Origin of the sequence: Pseudocitrobacter vendiensis (genome assembly GCF_943590815.1) — a bacterium.
Taxonomy (GTDB): Bacteria; Pseudomonadota; Gammaproteobacteria; order Enterobacterales; family Enterobacteriaceae; genus Pseudocitrobacter; species Pseudocitrobacter vendiensis.
Window position 1 is genome coordinate 69,424 of sequence record NZ_CALSBS010000014.1, and the last position, 20,348, is coordinate 89,771.

Consider the following 20,348-nt stretch of genomic DNA (forward strand, 5'->3'; position numbering starts at 1 on the left):
CATCTACAACAACAATACATTATACCCGTTATCTTTCAAAATACCGCTGCGTTAGCAACGTGCGTTGTAAATTCATTTACGTGGCACACAGGCTTTCGCTTAAGCACTATTTTTTTGCGGGTACGTTTTCTCTTAACTGGCTGACATCTGGTGGAAAAAAGGGGCCATAAAGGCCCCTCTTTCTGAAACTCGCCAGAATTAGCGACGCAGACCCAGACGCTCGATCAGCGCGGTGTAGCGTGCAACATCTTTACGTTTCAGGTAGTCCAGCAGTTTACGACGCTGAGAAACCATGCGCAGCAGACCACGACGGCTGTGGTGATCTTTTTTGTGCTCTGCAAAGTGACCCTGCAGGTGGTTGATCTGTGCAGTCAGCAGAGCAACCTGAACTTCGGTAGAACCGCTGTCGTTCGCATCGCGACCGAACTCAGAAACGATTTGTGCTTTAGCTTCAACGCTTAGAGACATTTTGAACTCCAAATTTAAAAGAATGAAAGGGTGCCGATCTCTAATTCAGCAGCCCTGAGATAACGCTTGCCCATTGTTAAACAATTACGCAGACGTTAAGCCGCAACATTCTACTCGTAGCGACCTGTTATCGCAAGAGAGGCAATTGCCTCACTCGGGGTATTCCACCACCAGACGACGCGGTGCGACACGACCTTCATCATCGATTTCAGCCATGCCGATAAATTTCGCGTCGTCGCCTTCGGTGACGCGGACTAATCCGCTGGCGGGCGCCTGAGAGGCACGCACCGGCTGGCCGTTCTTAAAGTATGCCGCCACAACGGAGGGAATATTGACGACGGGGAAGTCCGAAGCCGGACTGTCCATCGGCATCAGCAGCGGGTCCAGCAGTTGTGCGGCAGGAATCCCCTGCTGTTCTGCCTGCTCGACATACTCGCGCAACTGTTCCAGGGTCACCATCCGTTCAACCGGGTATTTACTCACCGCCAGACGACGCAGGAAAATAACGTGCGCGCCGCAGCCGAGCTTTTCACCCAGGTCATCAATGATGGTGCGAATGTAGGTGCCCTTCGAACAGTGAATTTCCAGCTCCAGTTCATCGCCTTCGTGGCGAATAAACAGCAGTTCATACACGGTAATCGGGCGCGCTTCACGCGGCACGTCAATGCCCTGGCGGGCGTATTCGTAGAGCTTTTTGCCCTGATACTTCAGTGCCGAATACATTGACGGCACCTGCTGGGTATCGCCACGAAAACTCTCCAGCGCATCAGCCAGCTGCGCATCGGTGAAGGTCACCGGGCGCTCTTCGACAATCTGACCGTCGGCATCGGACGTATCGGTACGTTGGCCCAATCGTGCGATGACGCGATATCGCTTATCGGAATCCAGCAGATACTGAGAAAACTTGGTCGCTTCCCCAAGGCAAATCGGCAGCATGCCGGTCGCCAGCGGATCCAGCGCCCCGGTATGCCCGGCGCGGTTCGCGTTATAGAGACGTTTTACTTTTTGCAGCACATCATTGCTGGATGCACCTTGCGGTTTGTCCAGCAACAATACGCCGTGGATATCACGACCGCGACGACGAGGACGACTCATCAGTCCTCCTTGCTGTCGTCCGGGTTCACACGACGTTCTTCGTCATGCTTAACCACGTTAGTCACCAGGTTGGACATACGCATCCCTTCAACTAACGAGTTGTCGTAGAAGAAGGTCAGTTCCGGCACGATACGCAGACGCATGGCTTTACCCAGCAGCGAGCGGATGAAACCGGAAGCTTCCTGCAGCGCTTTGATGCCTGCTTTAACGGCAGCTTCATCTTTATCGTTCAGGAAGGTCACAAACACTTTGGCATAGGCCAGATCACGGGACATTTCCACGCCGGAAACGGTCGTCATCATGCCCAGACGCGGGTCTTTAATTTCGCGCTGCAGGATGAGTGCGATCTCTTTTTGCATCTCCTGCCCCACGCGCTGCGGGCGACCAAATTCTTTCGCCATAATAAATTCTCCAGACAAAAAAGGGGCCAAAAGCCCCTTTTAAAATTAATCTCAGGTAGAAAGGGCTGTTCACGTAGGCCTGATAAGACGCGCGAGCGTCGCATCAGGCAACGGCTGCCGGATGCGGCGTAACGCCTTATCCGGCCTACACCCAATCAACCTTAGGCAATCGTACGCTGAATTTCGATGATCTCGAACACTTCGATCATATCGCCAACGCGAACGTCGTTGTAGTTCTTCACGCCGATACCACATTCCATGCCGTTACGGACTTCGTTAACGTCATCTTTGAAGCGGCGCAGGGATTCCAGCTCGCCTTCATAGATAACCACGTTGTCGCGCAGAACGCGGATTGGGTTGTGACGCTTAATGATACCTTCGGTAACCATACAGCCCGCGATCGCACCGAATTTCGGTGATTTGAACACATCACGTACTTCAGCCAGACCGATGATCTGCTGTTTCAGTTCCGGAGACAGCATGCCGCTCATCGCTGCTTTCACTTCGTCGATCAGGTTATAGATGACGGAGTAGTAACGCAGATCCAGGCTTTCTGCTTCGATCACGCGGCGCGCAGAGGCATCAGCACGGACGTTGAAGCCTACCAGGATGGCGTTGGATGCCGCAGCAAGCGTGGCGTCGGTTTCGGTGATACCACCTACGCCAGAACCGATGATCTTCACTTTCACTTCGTCGGTAGACAGTTTCAGCAAGGAATCGGAAATCGCTTCTACAGAACCCTGTACGTCAGCCTTCAGCACGACGTTCACTTCGTGAACTTCGCCTTCGGTCATGTTGGCGAACATGTTCTCCAGTTTGGATTTCTGCTGACGAGCCAGTTTAACTTCACGGAATTTGCCCTGACGATACAGTGCAACTTCACGCGCTTTCTTCTCGTCACGCACAACGGTTACTTCGTCACCGGCAGCCGGAACACCGGACAGACCGAGGATTTCCACCGGAATGGACGGACCCGCTTCCAGCACTTCCTGACCCAGTTCGTTACGCATCGCACGAACACGACCGTATTCGAAGCCACACAGAACGATATCGCCCTTATGCAGAGTACCTTCGCGTACCAGAACGGTAGCAACCGGACCACGACCTTTATCCAGGAAGGATTCGATCACCGCGCCGCTTGCCATACCTTTACGAACCGCTTTCAGCTCCAGAACTTCAGCCTGCAGCAGGATAGCGTTCAGCAGGTCGTCGATACCGGTACCGGCTTTCGCGGATACTGGGATGAACTGTGCTTCGCCGCCCCACTCTTCCGGCATAACGCCGTACTGGGAGAGTTCGTTCTTAACGCGATCGAGGTCAGCTTCTGGCTTATCGATTTTGTTCACAGCAACAACCAGCGGAACCTGCGCCGCTTTCGCGTGCTGGATAGCTTCGATGGTCTGCGGCATCACGCCGTCGTCCGCTGCAACAACCAGAACAACGATATCCGTTGCCTGCGCACCACGAGCACGCATAGAGGTAAACGCGGCGTGGCCTGGGGTGTCCAGGAAGGTGATCATACCGTTGTCAGTTTCAACGTGGTATGCACCGATATGCTGGGTAATGCCGCCCGCTTCGCCTGAGGCCACTTTCGTTGAACGAATGTAGTCCAGCAGAGAGGTTTTACCGTGGTCAACGTGACCCATGATGGTTACAACCGGTGCGCGCGGTTCAGCCGCAGCACCCGTATCACGGTCGCTCATTACCGCTTCTTCCAGTTCGTTTTCACGACGCAGGATAACTTTGTGGCCCATCTCTTCGGCAACCAGCTGTGCGGTTTCCTGATCGATAACCTGGTTGATGGTCGCCATTGCGCCCAGTTTCATCATCGCTTTGATGACCTGAGAACCTTTAACGGCCATTTTGTTAGCCAGATCGCCAACGGTGATGGTTTCGCCGATGATAACGTCACGGTTAACGGCCTGCGCTGGCTTCTGGAAGCCCTGCTGCAGAGAAGAACCTTTACGCTGTTTGCCGCCTTTACCGCCACGAACCGCTGCACGCGCTTCTTCACGGTCAGCTTTCGATTCAGCGTGCTTGTTGCCTTTTTTCGCCGGACGGGCCGCTTTCGCGTTACGACCACGGCCACGACCACCTTCAACTTCACGGTCGTTTTCATCTTCAGCCTGGCGAGCATGCTGAGAAGTGGTGACGTGATAATCGCTGGTGTCTTCAGTCGGCTCAGCGCTATTCACACCATTTTTTTCGTTTTCTTCTGCCATGCGGCGGGCTTCTTCCGCTACGCGGCGCGCTTCTTCTTCAAGCTTGCGGCGTGCTTCTTCTTCCGCTTTACGCTTCAGCTCAGCAGCTTCACTTTCACGGCGGGCTTTCTCAGCCTGGGCAGTTTTAGTCATATCGTCTTGTTGATTGCTCACTTTGTCTTTTTCCGCAGCTTCACGTTTCGCTTTATCAGCGGCTTCACGCTTAGCTTGTTCTGCGGCCTCACGTTCGGCTTTTTGTTGCGCCTCGCGCTTCGCTGCTTCTTCAGCTTCACGACGGGCTTGCTCTTCCGCTTCACGCTGCGCCTGCTCTTCCGCGGCCAGGCGTTCAGCCTCTTGCGGATCGCGTTTCACAAAGGTGCGTGTCTTGCGGACTTCGATTTGTACCGACTTACTTTTACCGCCGGTACCTGGGATATTGAGCGTGCTGCGCGTTTTGCGCTGCAGGGTCAATTTGTCCGGCGCAGAACCATTTTCACGGTTCAGGTGCGCCAGTAAAGTTTGTTTCTCTTGTGCGGACACAGAGTCATCAGCAGACTTCGGGATACCAGCGTCAGCAAATTGCTGTACCAGGCGATCCACCGAAGTCTGTATCTCTGCGGCCAGCGTTTTTACGGTTACATCTGTCATGCTGTTCCTTCCTGCTACAGTTTATTACGCTTCGTCGCCGAACCAGCAAATATTACGGGCGGCCATGATGAGCTCGCCGGCTTTCTCGTCAGTTAAACCTTCGATATCAGCCAGGTCATCAACGCCTTGTTCAGCGAGATCTTCCAGCGTACAAACACCACGAGCTGCCAGTTTGAATGCCATTGCGCGATCCAGCCCTTCAAGGTTGAGCAGATCGTCAGCCGGTTTGTTATCACCGAGGCTTTCTTCCTGGGCCAGTGCCAGAGTGGTCAGTGCGTTTTTAGCACGTTCGCGCAGTGCCTCAACGGTGTCTTCATCAAGACCGTCAATTTCCAGCAGTTCTTTCATTGGCACGTAGGCCAGTTCTTCCAGCGTGGAGAAGCCTTCTTCAACCAGCACTGTCGCGAAATCTTCATCAATATCGAGATATTTGGTGAAGGTATCGATCGCTGCGTGCGCTTCAGCCTGATGCTTCGCCTGCAGGTCATCAACGGTCATCACGTTGAGTTCCCAGCCGCTCAGCTGCGAGGCCAGACGTACGTTCTGACCATTACGGCCAATCGCCTGCGCCAGGTTGCCCGCTTCAACAGCGATATCCATAGTGTGTTTATCTTCGTCGACCACGATAGACGCGACATCCGCCGGCGCCATGGCGTTGATCACGAACTGCGCCGGGTTATCGTCCCACAGAACGATGTCGATACGCTCGCCGCCCAGCTCCGTCGAAACGGCCTGAACACGCGCACCGCGCATACCCACGCAAGCACCCACCGGATCGATACGCTTATCGTTGGTTTTCACGGCGATTTTCGCACGAGAACCTGGATCGCGAGCGGCTGCTTTGATTTCAATAACTTCTTCGCCAATTTCTGGCACTTCAATGCGGAACAGTTCGATCAGCATTTCCGGCTTGGAACGGGTGACGAACAGCTGTGCGCCACGCGCTTCCGGACGTACGGAATAAAGTACACCACGGATACGGTCGCCTGGACGGAAGTTCTCACGCGGCAGCATATCTTCACGCAGGATAACGGCTTCAGCATTGTTGCCGAGATCCAGAGAGATGTTGTCACGGTTCACTTTCTTCACCACGCCAGTGATGATTTCACCTTCGTGTTCGCGGAACTGATCAACGACCATTGCGCGTTCAGCTTCACGAACTTTCTGTACGATAACCTGTTTCGCCGTTTGAGTGGTGATACGGTCGAAGGTCACAGATTCGATCTGGTCTTCAACGTAGTCACCCACGTTCAGGCTTTCGTCTTCGTAGCGTGCTGCTTCCAGGGTAATTTCTTTCGTCGGTTGCGTGACCTCTTCAACGATCACCCAACGACGGAATGTATCGAAATCGCCGCTCTTACGATCAATTTCTACGCGAACGTCGATTTCTTGTTCGTATTTTTTCTTCGTAGCCGTTGCCAGCGCGCTTTCCAGCGCTTCGAAAATCTTCTCACGCGGCAGCGCTTTCTCATTGGAGACGGCTTCAACAACAGCCAAAATTTCTTTGTTCATCGGGGCCTTTCACCTCAATCCAGACTGTTAAAAGTGGGGAACCAGGTTCGCCTTCTGGATGTTACTCAGCGCGAACACTTCATCTTTGCCTTCGACTGTCACAGTGATCATTTCACCGTCTACCGCTTTGATAATGCCCTGCCATTTACGACGGTTCTGAACCGCCATGCGCAGGACCAGCGTGACTTCTTCACCCAGGAAACGCGTGTAGTGTTCCGCGGTGAACATAGGACGATCGAGGCCCGGAGAGGAAACTTCCAGGTTGTAAGCCACTGTAATCGGATCTTCTACATCCATCACCGCGCTTACCTGGTGGCTCACATCAGCACAATCATCAACATTGATGCCATCTTCACTATCAATATAGATGCGCAGTGTGGATGTGCGACCGCGAATAAATTCGATGCCGACCAGTTCGTAGCCCAGGGCTTCAACTGGTGCCGTAATCATCTCTGTTAATTTTTGCTCTAATGTGGACAAACCCACCCCCAAGACATAAAAAAAGGGCGTAAAGCCCAGTTATTCTGTAGTCAGATAACAAAAAACCCCGATAAATCGGGGCTTTAGATAACTGAACCCTATAGCCGCAACTGCGGCCTGGAGAACCTTCCGAAAGAATTTTTTTCAAATCCAGCTACGAAGGCCTAAGTCTTCACAGTATATTTGAAAAAGAACTCTAAGGGAAAGTGGTTGCGGGGGCCGGATTTGAACCGACGACCTTCGGGTTATGAGCCCGACGAGCTACCAGGCTGCTCCACCCCGCGCCTGAAACGTGGCAAATTTTACGCGTTTTGAGTAAAAAATGCAAATAATGCTGGGATTTGGTACCGAGGACGGGACGTAAAATCGGCCTGTAGTATAAAGAAGAAAGTAACATCCTGTCAACCTCACATTCTATGCAGCGGACAAGCAGTATTACTGGCAGTAATGTGTCACAAGCGATACACCGCAGTAATAAGGATTTTTCACTGAAAATCACACGAAGCACTTCCGGTATTGCGCAAAAGATGATTAAATGAAAACTCATTTATTTTGCATAAAAATTCACTGAGAGCGAAAAAGCGTTTTCTCCATCAGTCTATCAAAGCAGGGTTTTACTTTATGACGACGATTCTCAAGCATCTTCCGGTAGGTCAACGTATTGGTATCGCCTTCTCCGGCGGTCTGGACACCAGCGCGGCGCTGCTGTGGATGCGACAAAAAGGAGCAGTGCCTTACGCCTATACTGCAAACCTGGGCCAGCCTGATGAAGAAGACTACGACGCTATCCCACGCCGTGCCATGGAATACGGCGCAGAGAACGCTCGTCTGATCGACTGCCGTAAGCAGCTGGTTGCAGAAGGTATAGCCGCTATTCAATGTGGCGCCTTCCACAATACCACCGGCGGCCTGACCTACTTCAACACAACCCCACTCGGTCGCGCCGTTACCGGCACCATGCTGGTTGCCGCCATGAAAGAAGATGGTGTGAACATTTGGGGCGACGGCAGCACTTACAAAGGCAACGATATTGAACGTTTCTATCGTTATGGCCTGCTGACCAACGCCGAACTGCAGATTTACAAACCGTGGCTCGATAGCGACTTTATCGATGAGCTGGGCGGTCGTCATGAGATGTCTGAGTTCATGATTTCCTGCGGCTTCGACTACAAAATGTCCGTCGAGAAAGCTTACTCCACCGACTCCAACATGCTTGGCGCAACGCACGAAGCGAAAGACCTGGAATTCCTCAACTCCAGCGTCAAAATCGTTAACCCGATTATGGGTGTGAAGTTCTGGGATGAGAACGTGAAGATCCCGGCAGAAGAAGTGACCGTGCGTTTTGAACAGGGTCATCCGGTCGCGCTGAACGGTAAAACCTTCAGTGACGACGTGGAGATGATGCTGGAAGCAAATCGCATTGGCGGCCGTCACGGTCTGGGCATGAGCGATCAAATTGAAAACCGTATCATTGAAGCGAAAAGTCGTGGCATCTACGAAGCCCCGGGGATGGCGCTGCTGCATATCGCTTACGAGCGTCTGCTGACCGGTATTCACAACGAAGACACCATCGAGCAGTATCATGCGCATGGCCGTCAGTTGGGTCGTCTGCTGTACCAGGGCCGTTGGTTCGATTCTCAGGCGCTGATGCTGCGTGATTCACTGCAACGCTGGGTCGCAAGCCAGATTACCGGCGAAGTCACGCTGGAACTGCGTCGCGGGAACGACTACTCCATTCTGAATACCGTGTCTGACAACCTGACCTATAAAGCAGAGCGTCTGACGATGGAGAAAGGCGACTCCATGTTCTCTGCCGAAGATCGTATCGGTCAGTTGACTATGCGTAACCTGGATATCACCGACACGCGCGATAAGTTGTTCGGTTATGCAAAAACTGGCCTGCTCTCTTCCTCAGCCGCCAGCGGTGTTCCGCAGGTTGAGAATCTGGAGAAGAGAGGGAAGTAATTGCGTCTCTGTCGATGCATCTAAAAAGCCGCGTATGCGGCTTTTTTTGTGGGCAGGTTGTACCGACGTCTGGCGATTCTGCTGCTTGCACAATGCCTGATGGCGCTGCGCTTATCAGGCCTACGAAGCGTGCGGTGTTTGGTGTTTGGTGTTCGATGTTCGGTGCATCTGTAGGCCGGATAAGGCGAAGCCGCCATCCGGCAACTCTGCCGCGAGCACAATGCCTGATGCGCTACGCTTATCAGGCCTACGTTTACTATAGACGAAAAAAAAGACGCTTTTCAGCGTCTTTCTTTCGGAATATTGGTACTGAGGATGGGACTCGAACCCACAAGCCCGTTAGGGCACTACCACCTCAAGGTAGCGTGTCTACCAATTCCACCACCTCAGCACAGATACTACTCTTAGTGTGGGATATCGCTGGTCGGCTGAGCCGGTGCAGTTGGCTGAGTTTGCTCGGTTTTCGGCGCACTCAGATTTTCCCACTCGCTTCCTTTATTGGTCTTGTTGCTGTTAATGTTACCCAGCGCCAGACTGATAATGAAGAACAACGTTGCCAGAACTGCGGTCATGCGGGTCATGAAGTTACCAGAACCACTTGAACCAAACAGCGTGCCGGAAGCGCCTGCTCCGAAGGAGGCTCCCATATCAGCGCCTTTACCTTGCTGCAGCATGATCAGACCAACAAGGCCAATCGCTACAATAAGGAAAACTACTAAAAGAGCTTCGTACATAATCAACCTGTTCCTTGCGGAGTTGCCGCATACCAATTGCTTCGACCAATTAAAGTGGGCTTTTTTAATGTTTCCCACTGAAGCGGGTGTGAATACTAACCAAAGCGAATCACCTTCGCAAGGGCAATTTTATCGCATTGTATCAACTGCGGAAAAAAACAGCAAAAAAGCCTGTTTTCCCTAAAAGAGAGGCGGCAACCGCCGCCTTATTAATCACTTATCGCAGATATCAGACCGCTTTAACCGCATCCGCGATGCGATTAGCGAATGCAGTAACCTGTGCTTCGTCTTCGCCCTCAACCATCACGCGAATCAGTGGCTCGGTGCCCGATTTACGCAGCAGCACGCGACCGCGGTTGCCCAGTGCGGCTTCCACTTCCGCCGTCACCGCTTTTACGGTTTCATTTTCCAGCGGGTCGCCGCTACCCGCTGTGAAGCGGACGTTGATCAGCACCTGCGGGAACATTTTCATGCCGCTGCACAGATCATGCAGAGACATGTGGTTACGCACCATCGCTGCAACAACCTGCAGCGCGGCCACAATCCCGTCACCCGTGGTGGTTTGATCTAACAGAATGACGTGACCGGAGTTTTCCGCACCAATGCGCCAGTCTTTCTCCTGCAGTTTTTCCAGCACGTAACGGTCGCCCACTTTGGCGCGTACAAACGGAATACCTAACTGCTTCAGCGCGACTTCCAGACCCATGTTGCTCATCAGGGTGCCGACCGCGCCACCGCGCAGTTTGCCCTGACGCAGCCCTTCACGGGCAATGATATAGAGGATCTGGTCACCGTCGACTTTATTACCTTCATGGTCAACCATGATGACGCGGTCGCCGTCGCCGTCAAAGGCGATGCCAAGGTGTGCCTTCTCAGCCAGTACGCGCGCCTGCAAGGCACGAACGTCGGTTGCGCCGACTTCCTGGTTGATGTTTACGCCATCCGGATCACAGCCGATGGCCACAACCTGCGCGCCCAGTTCGCGGAACACGTTCGGCGCGATGTGATAAGTGGCACCGTTCGCACAGTCGACCACGATTTTGAGGTCGTTCAGGCTCAGTTCGTTCGGGAAGGTCGCTTTGCAGAATTCGATATAGCGGCCCGCAGCATCGACGATACGACTGGCTTTACCCAGTTCGGCTGAATCCACACAGCTGATCTCTTTTTCCAGCTCAGCTTCGATGGCTTCTTCAACTTCATCCGGCAGTTTGGTGCCGTCGATGGAGAAGAATTTGATGCCGTTGTCGTAGTACGGATTATGCGATGCGGAGATAACGATACCCGCCTCAGCGCGGAAGGTACGTGTCAGGTAAGCCACCGCAGGGGTCGGCATTGGGCCAGTAAAGGACGCAGAGAGCCCCGCAGCGGCAAGGCCGGCTTCCAGTGCAGACTCCAGCATGTAGCCTGAGATGCGGGTATCTTTACCGATGATGATTTTACGTGAACCGTGGCTTGCCAGCACCTTCCCGGCTGCCCAGCCCAATTTCAATACGAAATCAGGGGTGATGGGCGCATCGCCTACGCGGCCACGAATACCATCGGTACCAAAATATTTACGTTTACTCATAGCGTTTGTTTTCCTTCGCTGACAACGTAGCTTCCACCACGCGCATCGCTTCTACAGTTTCTTTGACATCATGGACACGAATAATATGCGCCCCCTGCATTGCGGCAATCACCGCACACGCCAGGCTACCACTGAGACGTTCGGAAGGCCCAACGTTCAGCAGTTGGCCAATCATCGATTTACGCGACATCCCAACGAACAGCGGAAGGCCAAAATGATGGAATTCGGACAAGCGTGCCAGTAATGCATAATTATGGGAGAGATTCTTACCGAAACCGAACCCCGGGTCGAGGATCAATTTCTCTTTTCCGATACCTGCCGCTTCGCAACGTGCGATATGCTCAATAAAGAAGCGATTCACATCTGCAAAAACGTCATCATATTTCGGTGCTTCCTGCATGGTTTTCGGATTGCCCTGCATGTGCATCAGGGAAACGGGGAGGCCGGTTTCTGCAGCCGCTTCCAGTGCGCCGGGTTCGGTAAGCGAGCGGATATCATTAATAATGTGGGCGCCTGCGCGCGCGGATTCGCGGATGACCTCCGGTTTTGATGTATCAACAGAGATCCACACTTCAAATCGCTGGGCAATGGCCTCTACGACCGGGATCACCCGTTCCAGCTCCTCTTCGACGCTGACTTCAGAAGCCCCTGGGCGCGTAGACTCACCGCCCACATCCACAATAGTCGCTCCAGCGTTAATCATCAGGTTAGCGTGCTTCACCGCCTCCACTAACGTATTGTGCGTTCCACCGTCGGAGAACGAATCCGGCGTGACGTTCAGAATGCCCATAACGTGAGGGTGAGAGAGATCCAGCGTGGAGCCCTGGGCGAAGAGTTTCATGGCTAATCCTTCCGATTAATTCTTGTCTTGAATGTAAAAAAACCCTGAGGCAAGCCTCAGGGTTTCAGGTGATGCTACGTTATCACGTGTGGATAACTTATTTGTCGCCTAACTGTTCTGACATGGTGTTGCCCGGGTTTGGCGTACGCGGTTCATCGACCGGACGCGGCGCTCGCGGGGTGCCATTGTTGTCAGAATTGTTGGATGAACCCGGTTCTTCCCAGCCAGCTGGCGGGCGAACATCACGGCGGGCCATCAGGTCATCAATCTGCGGCGCATCGATGGTCTCATATTTCATGAGCGCATCTTTCATCGCATGCAGGATGTCCATGTTGTCGTTAAGCAACTTACGTGCACGATCGTAGTTACGTTCGATGAGCGATTTTACTTCCTGGTCGATGATACGCGCGGTTTCATCAGACATATGTTTCGCTTTCGCGACAGAACGGCCCAGGAACACCTCGCCCTCTTCTTCCGCGTACAGCAGCGGACCGAGTTTGTCGGAGAAGCCCCACTGGGTGACCATGTTACGCGCCAGGTTCGTCGCGACCTTAATGTCGTTCGACGCACCGGTAGAAACATGCTCCGCACCGTAGATGATCTCTTCTGCCAGACGACCGCCATACAGCGTAGAAATCTGGCTTTCCAGTTTCTGACGGCTGGCGCTGATCGCGTCGCCTTCAGGCAGGAAGAAGGTCACACCCAGCGCACGTCCGCGCGGAATAATCGTCACTTTGTGCACCGGATCGTGTTCCGGCACCAGGCGACCAATAATCGCGTGGCCTGCTTCGTGATACGCGGTAGATTCTTTCTGCGCTTCCGTCATCACCATGGAGCGACGTTCCGCACCCATCATGATTTTGTCTTTCGCTTTTTCGAACTCAACCATTGAGACAACGCGTTTGTTGCCACGTGCGGCAAACAGTGCCGCTTCGTTCACCAGGTTCGCCAGGTCTGCACCGGAGAAACCAGGAGTACCACGGGCAATGATTGCCGCGTCGATATCGGGTGCCAGTGGTACGCGACGCATGTGAACTTTCAGGATCTGCTCACGACCACGAACATCTGGCAGGCCAACGACAACCTGACGGTCGAAACGGCCAGGACGCAGCAGCGCCGGGTCGAGAACGTCCGGGCGGTTAGTTGCCGCGATAACGATGATACCTTCGTTACCTTCGAAGCCGTCCATTTCAACCAGCATCTGGTTCAGAGTCTGTTCACGTTCATCGTGACCACCGCCCAGGCCTGCGCCACGCTGGCGGCCTACGGCGTCGATTTCATCGATAAAGATGATGCACGGTGCCGCTTTCTTCGCCTGTTCGAACATGTCACGCACACGAGATGCGCCCACACCGACGAACATTTCTACGAAGTCAGAACCGGAAATCGTAAAGAACGGAACCTTCGCTTCGCCAGCGATTGCTTTCGCCAGCAGCGTTTTACCGGTACCCGGAGGGCCGACCATCAGGACGCCTTTCGGAATTTTACCGCCCAGTTTTTGGAAACGGCTCGGCTCACGCAGATATTCAACCAGTTCACCAACCTCTTCTTTTGCTTCGTCACAGCCTGCGACGTCAGCAAAGGTGGTTTTGATCTGATCTTCAGTCAGCATGCGCGCCTTACTTTTACCGAACGACATGGCACCTTTGCCACCGCCGCCCTGCATCTGGCGCATGAAGAAGATCCAGACACCGATCAGTAACAACATCGGGAACCAGGAGATGAAGATAGAAGCCAGCAGGCTCGGTTCTTCAGGCGGTTCGCCAACCACTTTGACATTTTTAGTCAGCAGGTTGTCGAGAAGCTTCGGATCGTTAACCGGAATGTAAGTCGTGTAACGGTTACTATCTTTCTTGGTAACGTTGATCTCACGTCCGTTGATACGCGCTTCGCGAACCTGGTCCTGATTGACCTCTTGCAGGAAGGTAGAGTAGTCCACCTTGCGGCTATTCGACTCGCTGGGCCCAAAGCTCTGGAATACTGACATCAGCACAACGGCAATGACCAGCCAGAGTATTAGGTTTTTCGCCATGTCACTCAAGGGATTAACCTCTTATTACAACTGTGTTAAAAACAGCGTCAGGATACTCTATATCCAGTTTGTTTCAAACTTTCGTCTGAAATTCCACCTTCTATGGTTTTCGCCCGGTCGCTACAATGTACACTTCCCGCGAACGCGCGCGAGAAGAGTCCGGCTTACGAACTTTCACCTTCGTAAACAGGGAGCGAATTTCCCTTAGATACTCATCGAAGCCTTCGCCCTGGAACACCTTCACTACAAAATTACCGCCTGGCGCGAGAACATCACGAGCCATTTCAAGCGCCAGCTCCACCAGATACATGGCGCGGGGGATATCCACCGCGGGTGTTCCACTCATGTTTGGTGCCATATCTGACATGACAACTTGTACTTTACTGTCACCCACGCGTTCCAGTAACGCTTTCATCACGAGTTCATCACGAAAGTCGCCCTGAAGGAAGTCCACACCAACGATTGGATCCATAGGTAAAAGATCGCAAGCGATGATGCGGCCTTTGCCACCAATCTGCGTGACCACGTACTGTGACCAGCCTCCTGGGGCAGCACCGAGGTCAACAACCGTCATCCCCGGCTTAAAAAGTTTGTCACTTTGCTGTATTTCATCAAGTTTAAACCAGGCACGGGAACGCAACCCTTTTTTCTGTGCCGCTTGAACATATTTATCGCTAAAGTGTTCCTGAAGCCAGCGACTTGAGCTGGCAGAACGCTTCTTACCTGTCATTTAACTTTCCCATCGGGGCAGAACATCGTTGCCATGCGGCGTAAATTTCAACGCACTATTTGGCGATATATGGGAGATGGCGGTAGAATGACCCGTTTTCAATCCCAACGTAAGCAAAAATATACGATGAATCTGAGTACTAAACAAAAACAGCACCTGAAAGGTCTGGCACATCCGCTCAAGCCGGTAGTTATGCTTGGCAATAATGGTTTGACCGAAGGGGTACTGGCCGAGATTGAACAAGCGTTAGAGCACCATGAACTCATCAAGGTGAAAGTCGCGTCTGAAGATCGCGAGACCAAAACCTTGATCGTGGACGCTATCGTGCGCGAAACCGGCGCCTGTAACGTACAGGTCATCGGTAAAATGCTGGTGCTTTATCGCCCGAGTAAAGAACGTAAAATCTCGCTGCCACGTTAAGAATATCCTAAATTTGCACACAACAGTGTGTAAAACGAGGGTTTTCCTTCTCGAGGGCTAGCAACATGCCACGCTCTTCAGCTTGATAAAAGGCCGCTATGCGGCCTTTTTCTTATCTTTACAATGCATCAACATCTCTGCGTTGGGCAACCGTTAAAGATATTCAACCTTAATGATTTCGTACTCGACTTCGCCACCTGGCGTGCGAATGGTTACGACATCATCCTGCTCTTTGCCGACCAGACCACGCGCGATCGGTGAGTTCACAGAAATCAGATTCTGCTTAAAATCCGCCTCATCATCACCCACGATACGGTAGGTTTGTTCTTCATCAGTATCGAGGTTAAGGACAGTGACAGTTGAGCCAAAAATCACGCGGCCATTGTTAGGCATTTTGGTGATATCGATAACCTGCGCGTTAGACAGCTTGGCTTCGATATCTTTAATACGGCCTTCGCAGAAGCCCTGCTGCTCACGGGCAGCATGGTATTCAGCGTTCTCTTTCAGATCGCCGTGCTCACGTGCTTCCGCAATGGCTGCAATGATTTCAGGACGGCGAACAGATTTCAGAAAATCGAGTTCTTCACGCAGTTTTTCTGCGCCACGAAGGGTCATCGGAATAGCTTGCATTTGTTATACCTCTTGAACATTCCTGTTGGGAGCAGTTCACCCCGCTCCAGCTCTCAGCCCGCCTGACAACGCCACGCGGCCAGGCCAGAAGCAAAAGAAAACCGACCCGGGTACAAAGTCCCAGGTCAGCAGCAATTTCTCATTTGATAAGTATTTTACCCTGAAGTTCACTATGGGTCATCGTTTACTTTACAGGGCTTTGCGCCGTAGTATGTCGGCTTGTTTCCAGGTTGTTAGCGCGGGATTATGCGATTTTCCAGATTTATCATTGGATTGACCACCACGATAGCGTTTAGCGTCCAGGCCGCGAATGTTGAAGAGTACACCAGTCAACTTCCTGCAGGGGCCAATCTTGCTTTTATGGTGCAAAAAGTGGGCGCAGCAGCGCCAGAGATCGACTACCACAGCCAACAGATGGCGCTGCCTGCCAGTACGCAGAAAGTGATCACTGCGCTTGCGGCGTTGCTTCAGCTTGGCCCTGACTTTCGCTTTACCACCACTCTTGAGAGCAAAGGCAGCATCGATGATGGTACGCTGAAAGGCGACCTGGTGGCGCGATTTGGCGGCGATCCGACGTTAAAACGTCAGGATATTCGCAATATGGTCGCTAACCTGAAAAAAGCAGGTGTGCAGAAAATTGAAGGTAATGTGCTCATTGATACCTCAATTTTCGCCAGTCACGATAAAGCTCCTGGCTGGCCGTGGAACGACATGACCCAGTGCTTCAGCGCCCCGCCTGCTGCGGCGATTGTCGATCGCAACTGCTTCTCAATTTCTCTCTATAGTGCGCAAAAAGCGGATGATTTAGCGTTTATTCGCGTTGCGTCTTATTATCCGGTGACCATGTTCAGCCAGGTACGTACGCTGGCGAAAGGCTCCCCTGACGCGCAATACTGTGAACTGGACGTGGTGCCAGGCGATCTTAACCGCTACACCCTGACCGGCTGTCTGCCGCAGCGTTCCGAGCCGCTTCCACTGGCTTTCGCGATCCAGGACGGCGCCAGCTACGCCGGTGCGATCATTAAAGATGAACTGAAGCAGGCTGGCATTACCTACAGCGGCACGCTGCTGCGCCAGACCCTGGTTAATGAGCCGGGAACCGTGATCGCCACGAAGCAGTCCGCGCCGCTGCACGATCTGCTGCGAATTATGCTGAAAAAATCGGACAACATGATCGCCGATACCGTCTTCCGTATGATCGGCCACGCACGTTTTAACGTGCCGGGCACCTGGCGTGCGGGTTCCGATGCGGTACGCCAGATCCTGCGCCAGCAGGCGGGCGTTGATTTGGGCAATACGATTATCGCCGATGGTTCCGGGCTTTCACGGCATAACCTGATCGCCCCTGCGACGATGATGCAGGTGCTGCAATATATCGCTCAGCATGATAATGAGCTGAACTACATCTCTATGCTGCCGCTCGCCGGGCATGATGGTTCTTTGCAATACCGCGCAGGTCTGCATCAGGCGGGGGTAGATGGCAAAGTCTCCGCGAAAACGGGTTCGTTGCAGGGCGTGTATAACCTGGCCGGATTTATCACCACCGCCAGCGGTCAACGAATGGCATTCGTGCAGTATCTCTCGGGCTATGCGGTTTCACCGGCGGATCAACGTAACCGCCGAATTCCGTTGGTGCGGTTTGAGAGCCGGTTGTATAAGGACATTTATCAGAATAACTGAGCATAAAAAACCCGGCCATCAGGCCGGGTTTTTAAGTTTAACGCTTGTAAATGAACTCAACGCCTTCTTCGTCGTCTTCGTCCCAATCGTCATCCCAGTCTTCATCGTCTTCTTCTTCGACAGCCGCTTCTTCAAGCTGCTGGCGGTGGTAGTCATCCCACATGAATTCGACTTTCTCTGGCTGTTTCGCTTCTTCTGCGGAAACAATCGGGTTCTCGATGATAAAGGTCATGACATCCCAGCACAGGTCTTTTACGCCTTGCTGGCTGGCGGCGGAGATCAGGTAGTGTTTACCTTCCCAACCCAGCGCCTCTGCAATCTCTTTAGCCTTCGCTTCAGCTTCCGCTTTATCCATCAGGTCGATCTTATTGAAGACCAACCAGCGTGGCTTACCGGCCAGTTTTTCACTGTACTTCTCAAGTTCGCCGATAATAATACGGGCGTTCTCAACCGGATCGGAACCGTCGATCGGCGCGATGTCAATGAGATGCAGCAGCACGCGGCAACGCTCAAGGTGTTTCAGGAAGCGGATACCCAGACCAGCACCTTCCGCTGCGCCTTCGATCAGCCCCGGAATATCGGCAACCACGAAGCTCTTCTCGTTATCCATACGCACCACACCAAGGCTTGGCACCAGGGTGGTAAACGGATAATCCGCCACTTTCGGCTTCGCCGCAGACACGGCGCGGATGAAGGTGGATTTACCGGCGTTCGGCATACCCAGCATACCAACATCGGCCAACAGCATCAGTTCCAGCTGCAGGTCACGTTTATCACCCGGCGTACCCATCGTTTTCTGGCGCGGAGTACGGTTAACGGACGATTTAAAACGGGTGTTACCCAGACCGTGCCAGCCGCCCTTCGCCACCATCAGACGCTGACCGTGTTTGGTCATGTCGCCCATGGTTTCGCCGGTACCCTGATCGATAACACGGGTACCCACCGGCACTTTAACCGTGACGTCTTTGCCGCGCTTACCGGTACAGTCACGGCTCTGGCCGTTCTGGCCACGTTCCGCACGGAAAGATTTTTCAAAACGATAGTCAATCAGGGTGTTCAGGTTCTCGTCAGCTTCCAGCCAGACATCACCACCATCGCCGCCGTCGCCGCCATCAGGGCCACCGCGTGGAATATATTTTTCACGGCGGAAGCTTACGCAACCATTACCGCCATCACCTGCTACAACCAGGATCGTTGCTTCATCAACAAACTTCATTTTACTCTCCGTAAATCATTCGCCTGAGCGGGGGACAACTACAACCGCCTCACGCTTACGCCACCGTCCCCAAAGACGGTGACCAATGGCGGAATACATTGCGCCCGCAACCACGACAAACGCACCGAGATAACCGATAAGGTTTAACATCGGTCTGGCGAAGAAATCGGGCCAGGCCATTGATAATAAATCTGAAAACAACAGTGTAAACAGTGGGGTCAGCGTCACAATCGCGCTCACCTGCGCAGCCTGCCAGCGAGCCATGGCTTCCGCCAGTGCGCCATAGCCAACCAGCGTGTTCAGCCCACAAAAAATCAGGCAGACCAGTTGCCAGTCACTGAGCTGATGGATAACCGCCGGCTTTGCCAATGGCAGCAGCGCAATAGTACATAAAGTGTACAGTAAAAACAGGATCTGTTGTGACGCCAGCCGCCGCAATAACACCTTTTGCGCGACGCCATAGCTCACCCAGACCATCGCCGCCCCGACACCGAAGATAACGCCCCAAGTGTAGTCGGTCAGGCGCGTGAAAATCTCAATCAAACTGGTGTTGAAGAACATCACCAGCCCGCAGACCAGCATGATGGCGCCAACAATCTGCGTACCGCGCATTTTCTCTTTGAGGATAAATACGCTGGCAACCATCATCCCGACGGGAGAGAGCTGCCCAATGACCTGCGAAGCGGTTGGACTGACATATTGCAGCGAGGAGCTGAAGAGAACAAAGTTCCCAAACAGACCGCCTGTGGCAATCGCCAGCAGAACCAGCCAACGCGGGTTACGGAAAATTCGCAGCGGCGGCAGCTTGCGCTTCACCGTCAGAATGAGGCCAAGGCCGACACTGGCCATCAAAAAGCGATAGAAGACAACGGTAGGCGGTTCCATGACCTCCAGTACCTGCTTCATTGCAATCGGCAAAGCACCCCAACATATCGCCGTGGTGAGTGCCAAAAGAATACCAATACCTGCCTGCTGCTTCATACCGGATTCCCTGCCTGAGACCACTGTGATTTTCCGGGCGTCGAATGTAAAAAGCCCCGCAACGAGTTGCGGGGCTTTAATCCGTTACCGGACCACGAAAACCTTACTCAGCAACGATGCTGATGTATTTACGGTTGTTCGGGCCTTTAACTTCGAATTTCACTTTACCGTCTGCTTTAGCAAACAGAGTGTGGTCACGACCGCAACCTACGTTGTTACCAGCGTGGAATTTGGTACCACGCTGACGAACGATGATGCTACCCGCCAGAACGGTTTCGCCACCGAAACGCTTAACGCCAAGACGTTTAGCTTCTGAATCGCGACCGTTACGAGTTGAGCCGCCAGCCTTTTTATGTGCCATTTAAATCTCTCCTCAGGTCTTAGGCGCTGATGCCAGTAATTTTCACATCAGTGAACCACTGACGGTGGCCCTGCTGCTTACGGTAGTGTTTACGACGACGAAACTTAACGATTTTAACTTTCTCGCCACGACCGTGAGCAACAACTTCAGCTTTGATTACGCCGCCATCAACGAAAGGAACGCCGATTTTGACTTCTTCACCGTTTGCGATCATCAGAACTTCAGCGAATTCAACAGATTCGCCAGTTGCGATGTCCAGCTTTTCCAGGCGAACGGTCTGACCTTCGCTTACTCGGTGTTGTTTACCACCACTTTGGAAAACCGCGTACATATAGAACTCCGCTTCCGCGCACATTAATCGTGTGATTCAGAGTGCGCTATAAATA

Annotated in this window: 19 protein-coding genes and 2 tRNA genes; 3 read left to right on the forward strand and 18 right to left on the reverse strand. The window is 52.9% G+C overall.

Annotated elements, in window-relative coordinates; translation table 11 throughout:
* Nucleotides 1-198 precede the first annotated feature (198 nt).
* From rpsO to NMC31_RS15355, 7 genes are all read right to left on the reverse strand, one after another.
* Nucleotides 199-468 carry a 30S ribosomal protein S15 gene (gene rpsO, locus NMC31_RS15325; RefSeq protein WP_015962870.1) on the reverse strand — a complete coding sequence of 90 codons (270 nt, stop codon included), beginning with the start codon at nt 466-468 and terminating at the stop codon, nt 199-201.
* Between the two features lie 150 nt (nt 469-618).
* Nucleotides 619-1,563: a tRNA pseudouridine(55) synthase TruB gene (truB, locus tag NMC31_RS15330; RefSeq protein WP_253898388.1), complete on the reverse strand. Its 945-nt coding sequence runs from the start codon at nt 1,561-1,563 to the stop codon at nt 619-621.
* Entirely contained in the window at nt 1,563-1,964 is a 402-nt protein-coding gene (gene rbfA / locus NMC31_RS15335) for a 30S ribosome-binding factor RbfA (protein WP_015962868.1), read from the reverse strand. Before rbfA ends, truB begins: the two co-directional genes overlap by 1 nt.
* Before the next feature lie 161 nt (nt 1,965-2,125).
* Complete coding sequence (infB, locus tag NMC31_RS15340) at nt 2,126-4,813, reverse strand: translation initiation factor IF-2 (RefSeq protein WP_149463985.1); 2,688 nt, start codon at nt 4,811-4,813, stop codon at nt 2,126-2,128.
* Between the two features lie 24 nt (nt 4,814-4,837).
* Complete coding sequence (nusA, locus tag NMC31_RS15345) at nt 4,838-6,325, reverse strand: transcription termination factor NusA (RefSeq protein ID WP_015962866.1); 1,488 nt, start codon at nt 6,323-6,325, stop codon at nt 4,838-4,840.
* A 27-nt stretch (nt 6,326-6,352) separates the two neighbouring features.
* Entirely contained in the window at nt 6,353-6,805 is a 453-nt protein-coding gene (rimP, locus tag NMC31_RS15350) for a ribosome maturation factor RimP (protein WP_015962865.1), read from the reverse strand.
* A gap of 207 nt (nt 6,806-7,012) precedes the next feature.
* Nucleotides 7,013-7,089: transfer RNA gene (locus tag NMC31_RS15355), tRNA-Met, on the reverse strand.
* Nucleotides 7,090-7,426: 337 nt separating this feature from the next.
* On the opposite strand from NMC31_RS15355, the gene argG reads away from it, so the two are divergent.
* Nucleotides 7,427-8,770, forward strand: coding sequence for an argininosuccinate synthase (gene argG / locus NMC31_RS15360; protein ID WP_253898389.1), 1,344 nt, complete (start codon nt 7,427-7,429; stop codon nt 8,768-8,770).
* A 304-nt stretch (nt 8,771-9,074) separates the two neighbouring features.
* Here the strand turns inward: argG and NMC31_RS15365 are convergent.
* The 6 genes from NMC31_RS15365 to rlmE all read right to left on the reverse strand — a co-directional run bounded on the left by NMC31_RS15365 (nt 9,075) and on the right by rlmE (nt 14,674).
* A tRNA-Leu gene (locus NMC31_RS15365) sits at nt 9,075-9,161 on the reverse strand.
* A 13-nt stretch (nt 9,162-9,174) separates the two neighbouring features.
* Nucleotides 9,175-9,504, reverse strand: coding sequence for a preprotein translocase subunit SecG (secG, locus tag NMC31_RS15370; protein WP_253898390.1), 330 nt, complete (start codon nt 9,502-9,504; stop codon nt 9,175-9,177).
* A gap of 229 nt (nt 9,505-9,733) precedes the next feature.
* A complete protein-coding gene (gene glmM / locus NMC31_RS15375; protein WP_149463987.1) occupies nt 9,734-11,071 on the reverse strand; it encodes a phosphoglucosamine mutase in 1,338 nt (445 codons plus the stop codon).
* Nucleotides 11,064-11,912: a dihydropteroate synthase gene (gene folP, locus NMC31_RS15380; protein ID WP_149463988.1), complete on the reverse strand. Its 849-nt coding sequence runs from the start codon at nt 11,910-11,912 to the stop codon at nt 11,064-11,066. Before folP ends, glmM begins: the two co-directional genes overlap by 8 nt.
* A gap of 97 nt (nt 11,913-12,009) precedes the next feature.
* Nucleotides 12,010-13,944, reverse strand: coding sequence for an ATP-dependent zinc metalloprotease FtsH (gene ftsH / locus NMC31_RS15385; protein WP_108474971.1), 1,935 nt, complete (start codon nt 13,942-13,944; stop codon nt 12,010-12,012).
* A gap of 100 nt (nt 13,945-14,044) precedes the next feature.
* The gene (gene rlmE, locus NMC31_RS15390) at nt 14,045-14,674 is read right to left on the reverse strand and encodes a 23S rRNA (uridine(2552)-2'-O)-methyltransferase RlmE (protein ID WP_015962846.1); all 630 of its coding nucleotides are present in this window, start codon (nt 14,672-14,674) and stop codon (nt 14,045-14,047) included.
* A gap of 126 nt (nt 14,675-14,800) precedes the next feature.
* Here rlmE and yhbY point away from each other — a divergent pair, with 126 nt between their 5' ends.
* Nucleotides 14,801-15,094: a ribosome assembly RNA-binding protein YhbY gene (yhbY, locus tag NMC31_RS15395; RefSeq protein WP_041686369.1), complete on the forward strand. Its 294-nt coding sequence runs from the start codon at nt 14,801-14,803 to the stop codon at nt 15,092-15,094.
* 153 nt (nt 15,095-15,247) lie between these two features.
* Here the strand turns inward: yhbY and greA are convergent, their stop codons facing one another.
* Nucleotides 15,248-15,724 (reverse strand): transcription elongation factor GreA, encoded by a 477-nt coding sequence (gene greA / locus NMC31_RS15400; protein ID WP_015962844.1) that lies wholly within the window; start codon nt 15,722-15,724, stop codon nt 15,248-15,250.
* A 246-nt stretch (nt 15,725-15,970) separates the two neighbouring features.
* On the opposite strand from greA, the gene dacB reads away from it, so the two are divergent.
* Entirely contained in the window at nt 15,971-17,404 is a 1,434-nt protein-coding gene (gene dacB, locus NMC31_RS15405) for a serine-type D-Ala-D-Ala carboxypeptidase (RefSeq protein ID WP_149463989.1), read from the forward strand.
* Nucleotides 17,405-17,441: 37 nt separating this feature from the next.
* On the opposite strand, the gene cgtA is transcribed toward dacB, so the two are convergent.
* From cgtA to rplU, 4 genes are all read right to left on the reverse strand, one after another.
* Nucleotides 17,442-18,620 carry an Obg family GTPase CgtA gene (gene cgtA, locus NMC31_RS15410; protein WP_149463990.1) on the reverse strand — a complete coding sequence of 393 codons (1,179 nt, stop codon included), beginning with the start codon at nt 18,618-18,620 and terminating at the stop codon, nt 17,442-17,444.
* Between the two features lie 15 nt (nt 18,621-18,635).
* A complete protein-coding gene (locus NMC31_RS15415) occupies nt 18,636-19,601 on the reverse strand; it encodes a DMT family transporter (RefSeq protein ID WP_253898391.1) in 966 nt (321 codons plus the stop codon).
* 103 nt (nt 19,602-19,704) lie between these two features.
* Nucleotides 19,705-19,962, reverse strand: a complete 258-nt coding sequence (rpmA, locus tag NMC31_RS15420; RefSeq protein ID WP_007673187.1) for a 50S ribosomal protein L27 — start codon at nt 19,960-19,962, stop codon at nt 19,705-19,707.
* 19 nt (nt 19,963-19,981) lie between these two features.
* Nucleotides 19,982-20,293, reverse strand: a complete 312-nt coding sequence (gene rplU, locus NMC31_RS15425) for a 50S ribosomal protein L21 (RefSeq protein ID WP_003025032.1) — start codon at nt 20,291-20,293, stop codon at nt 19,982-19,984.
* Nucleotides 20,294-20,348: the final 55 nt, after the last annotated feature.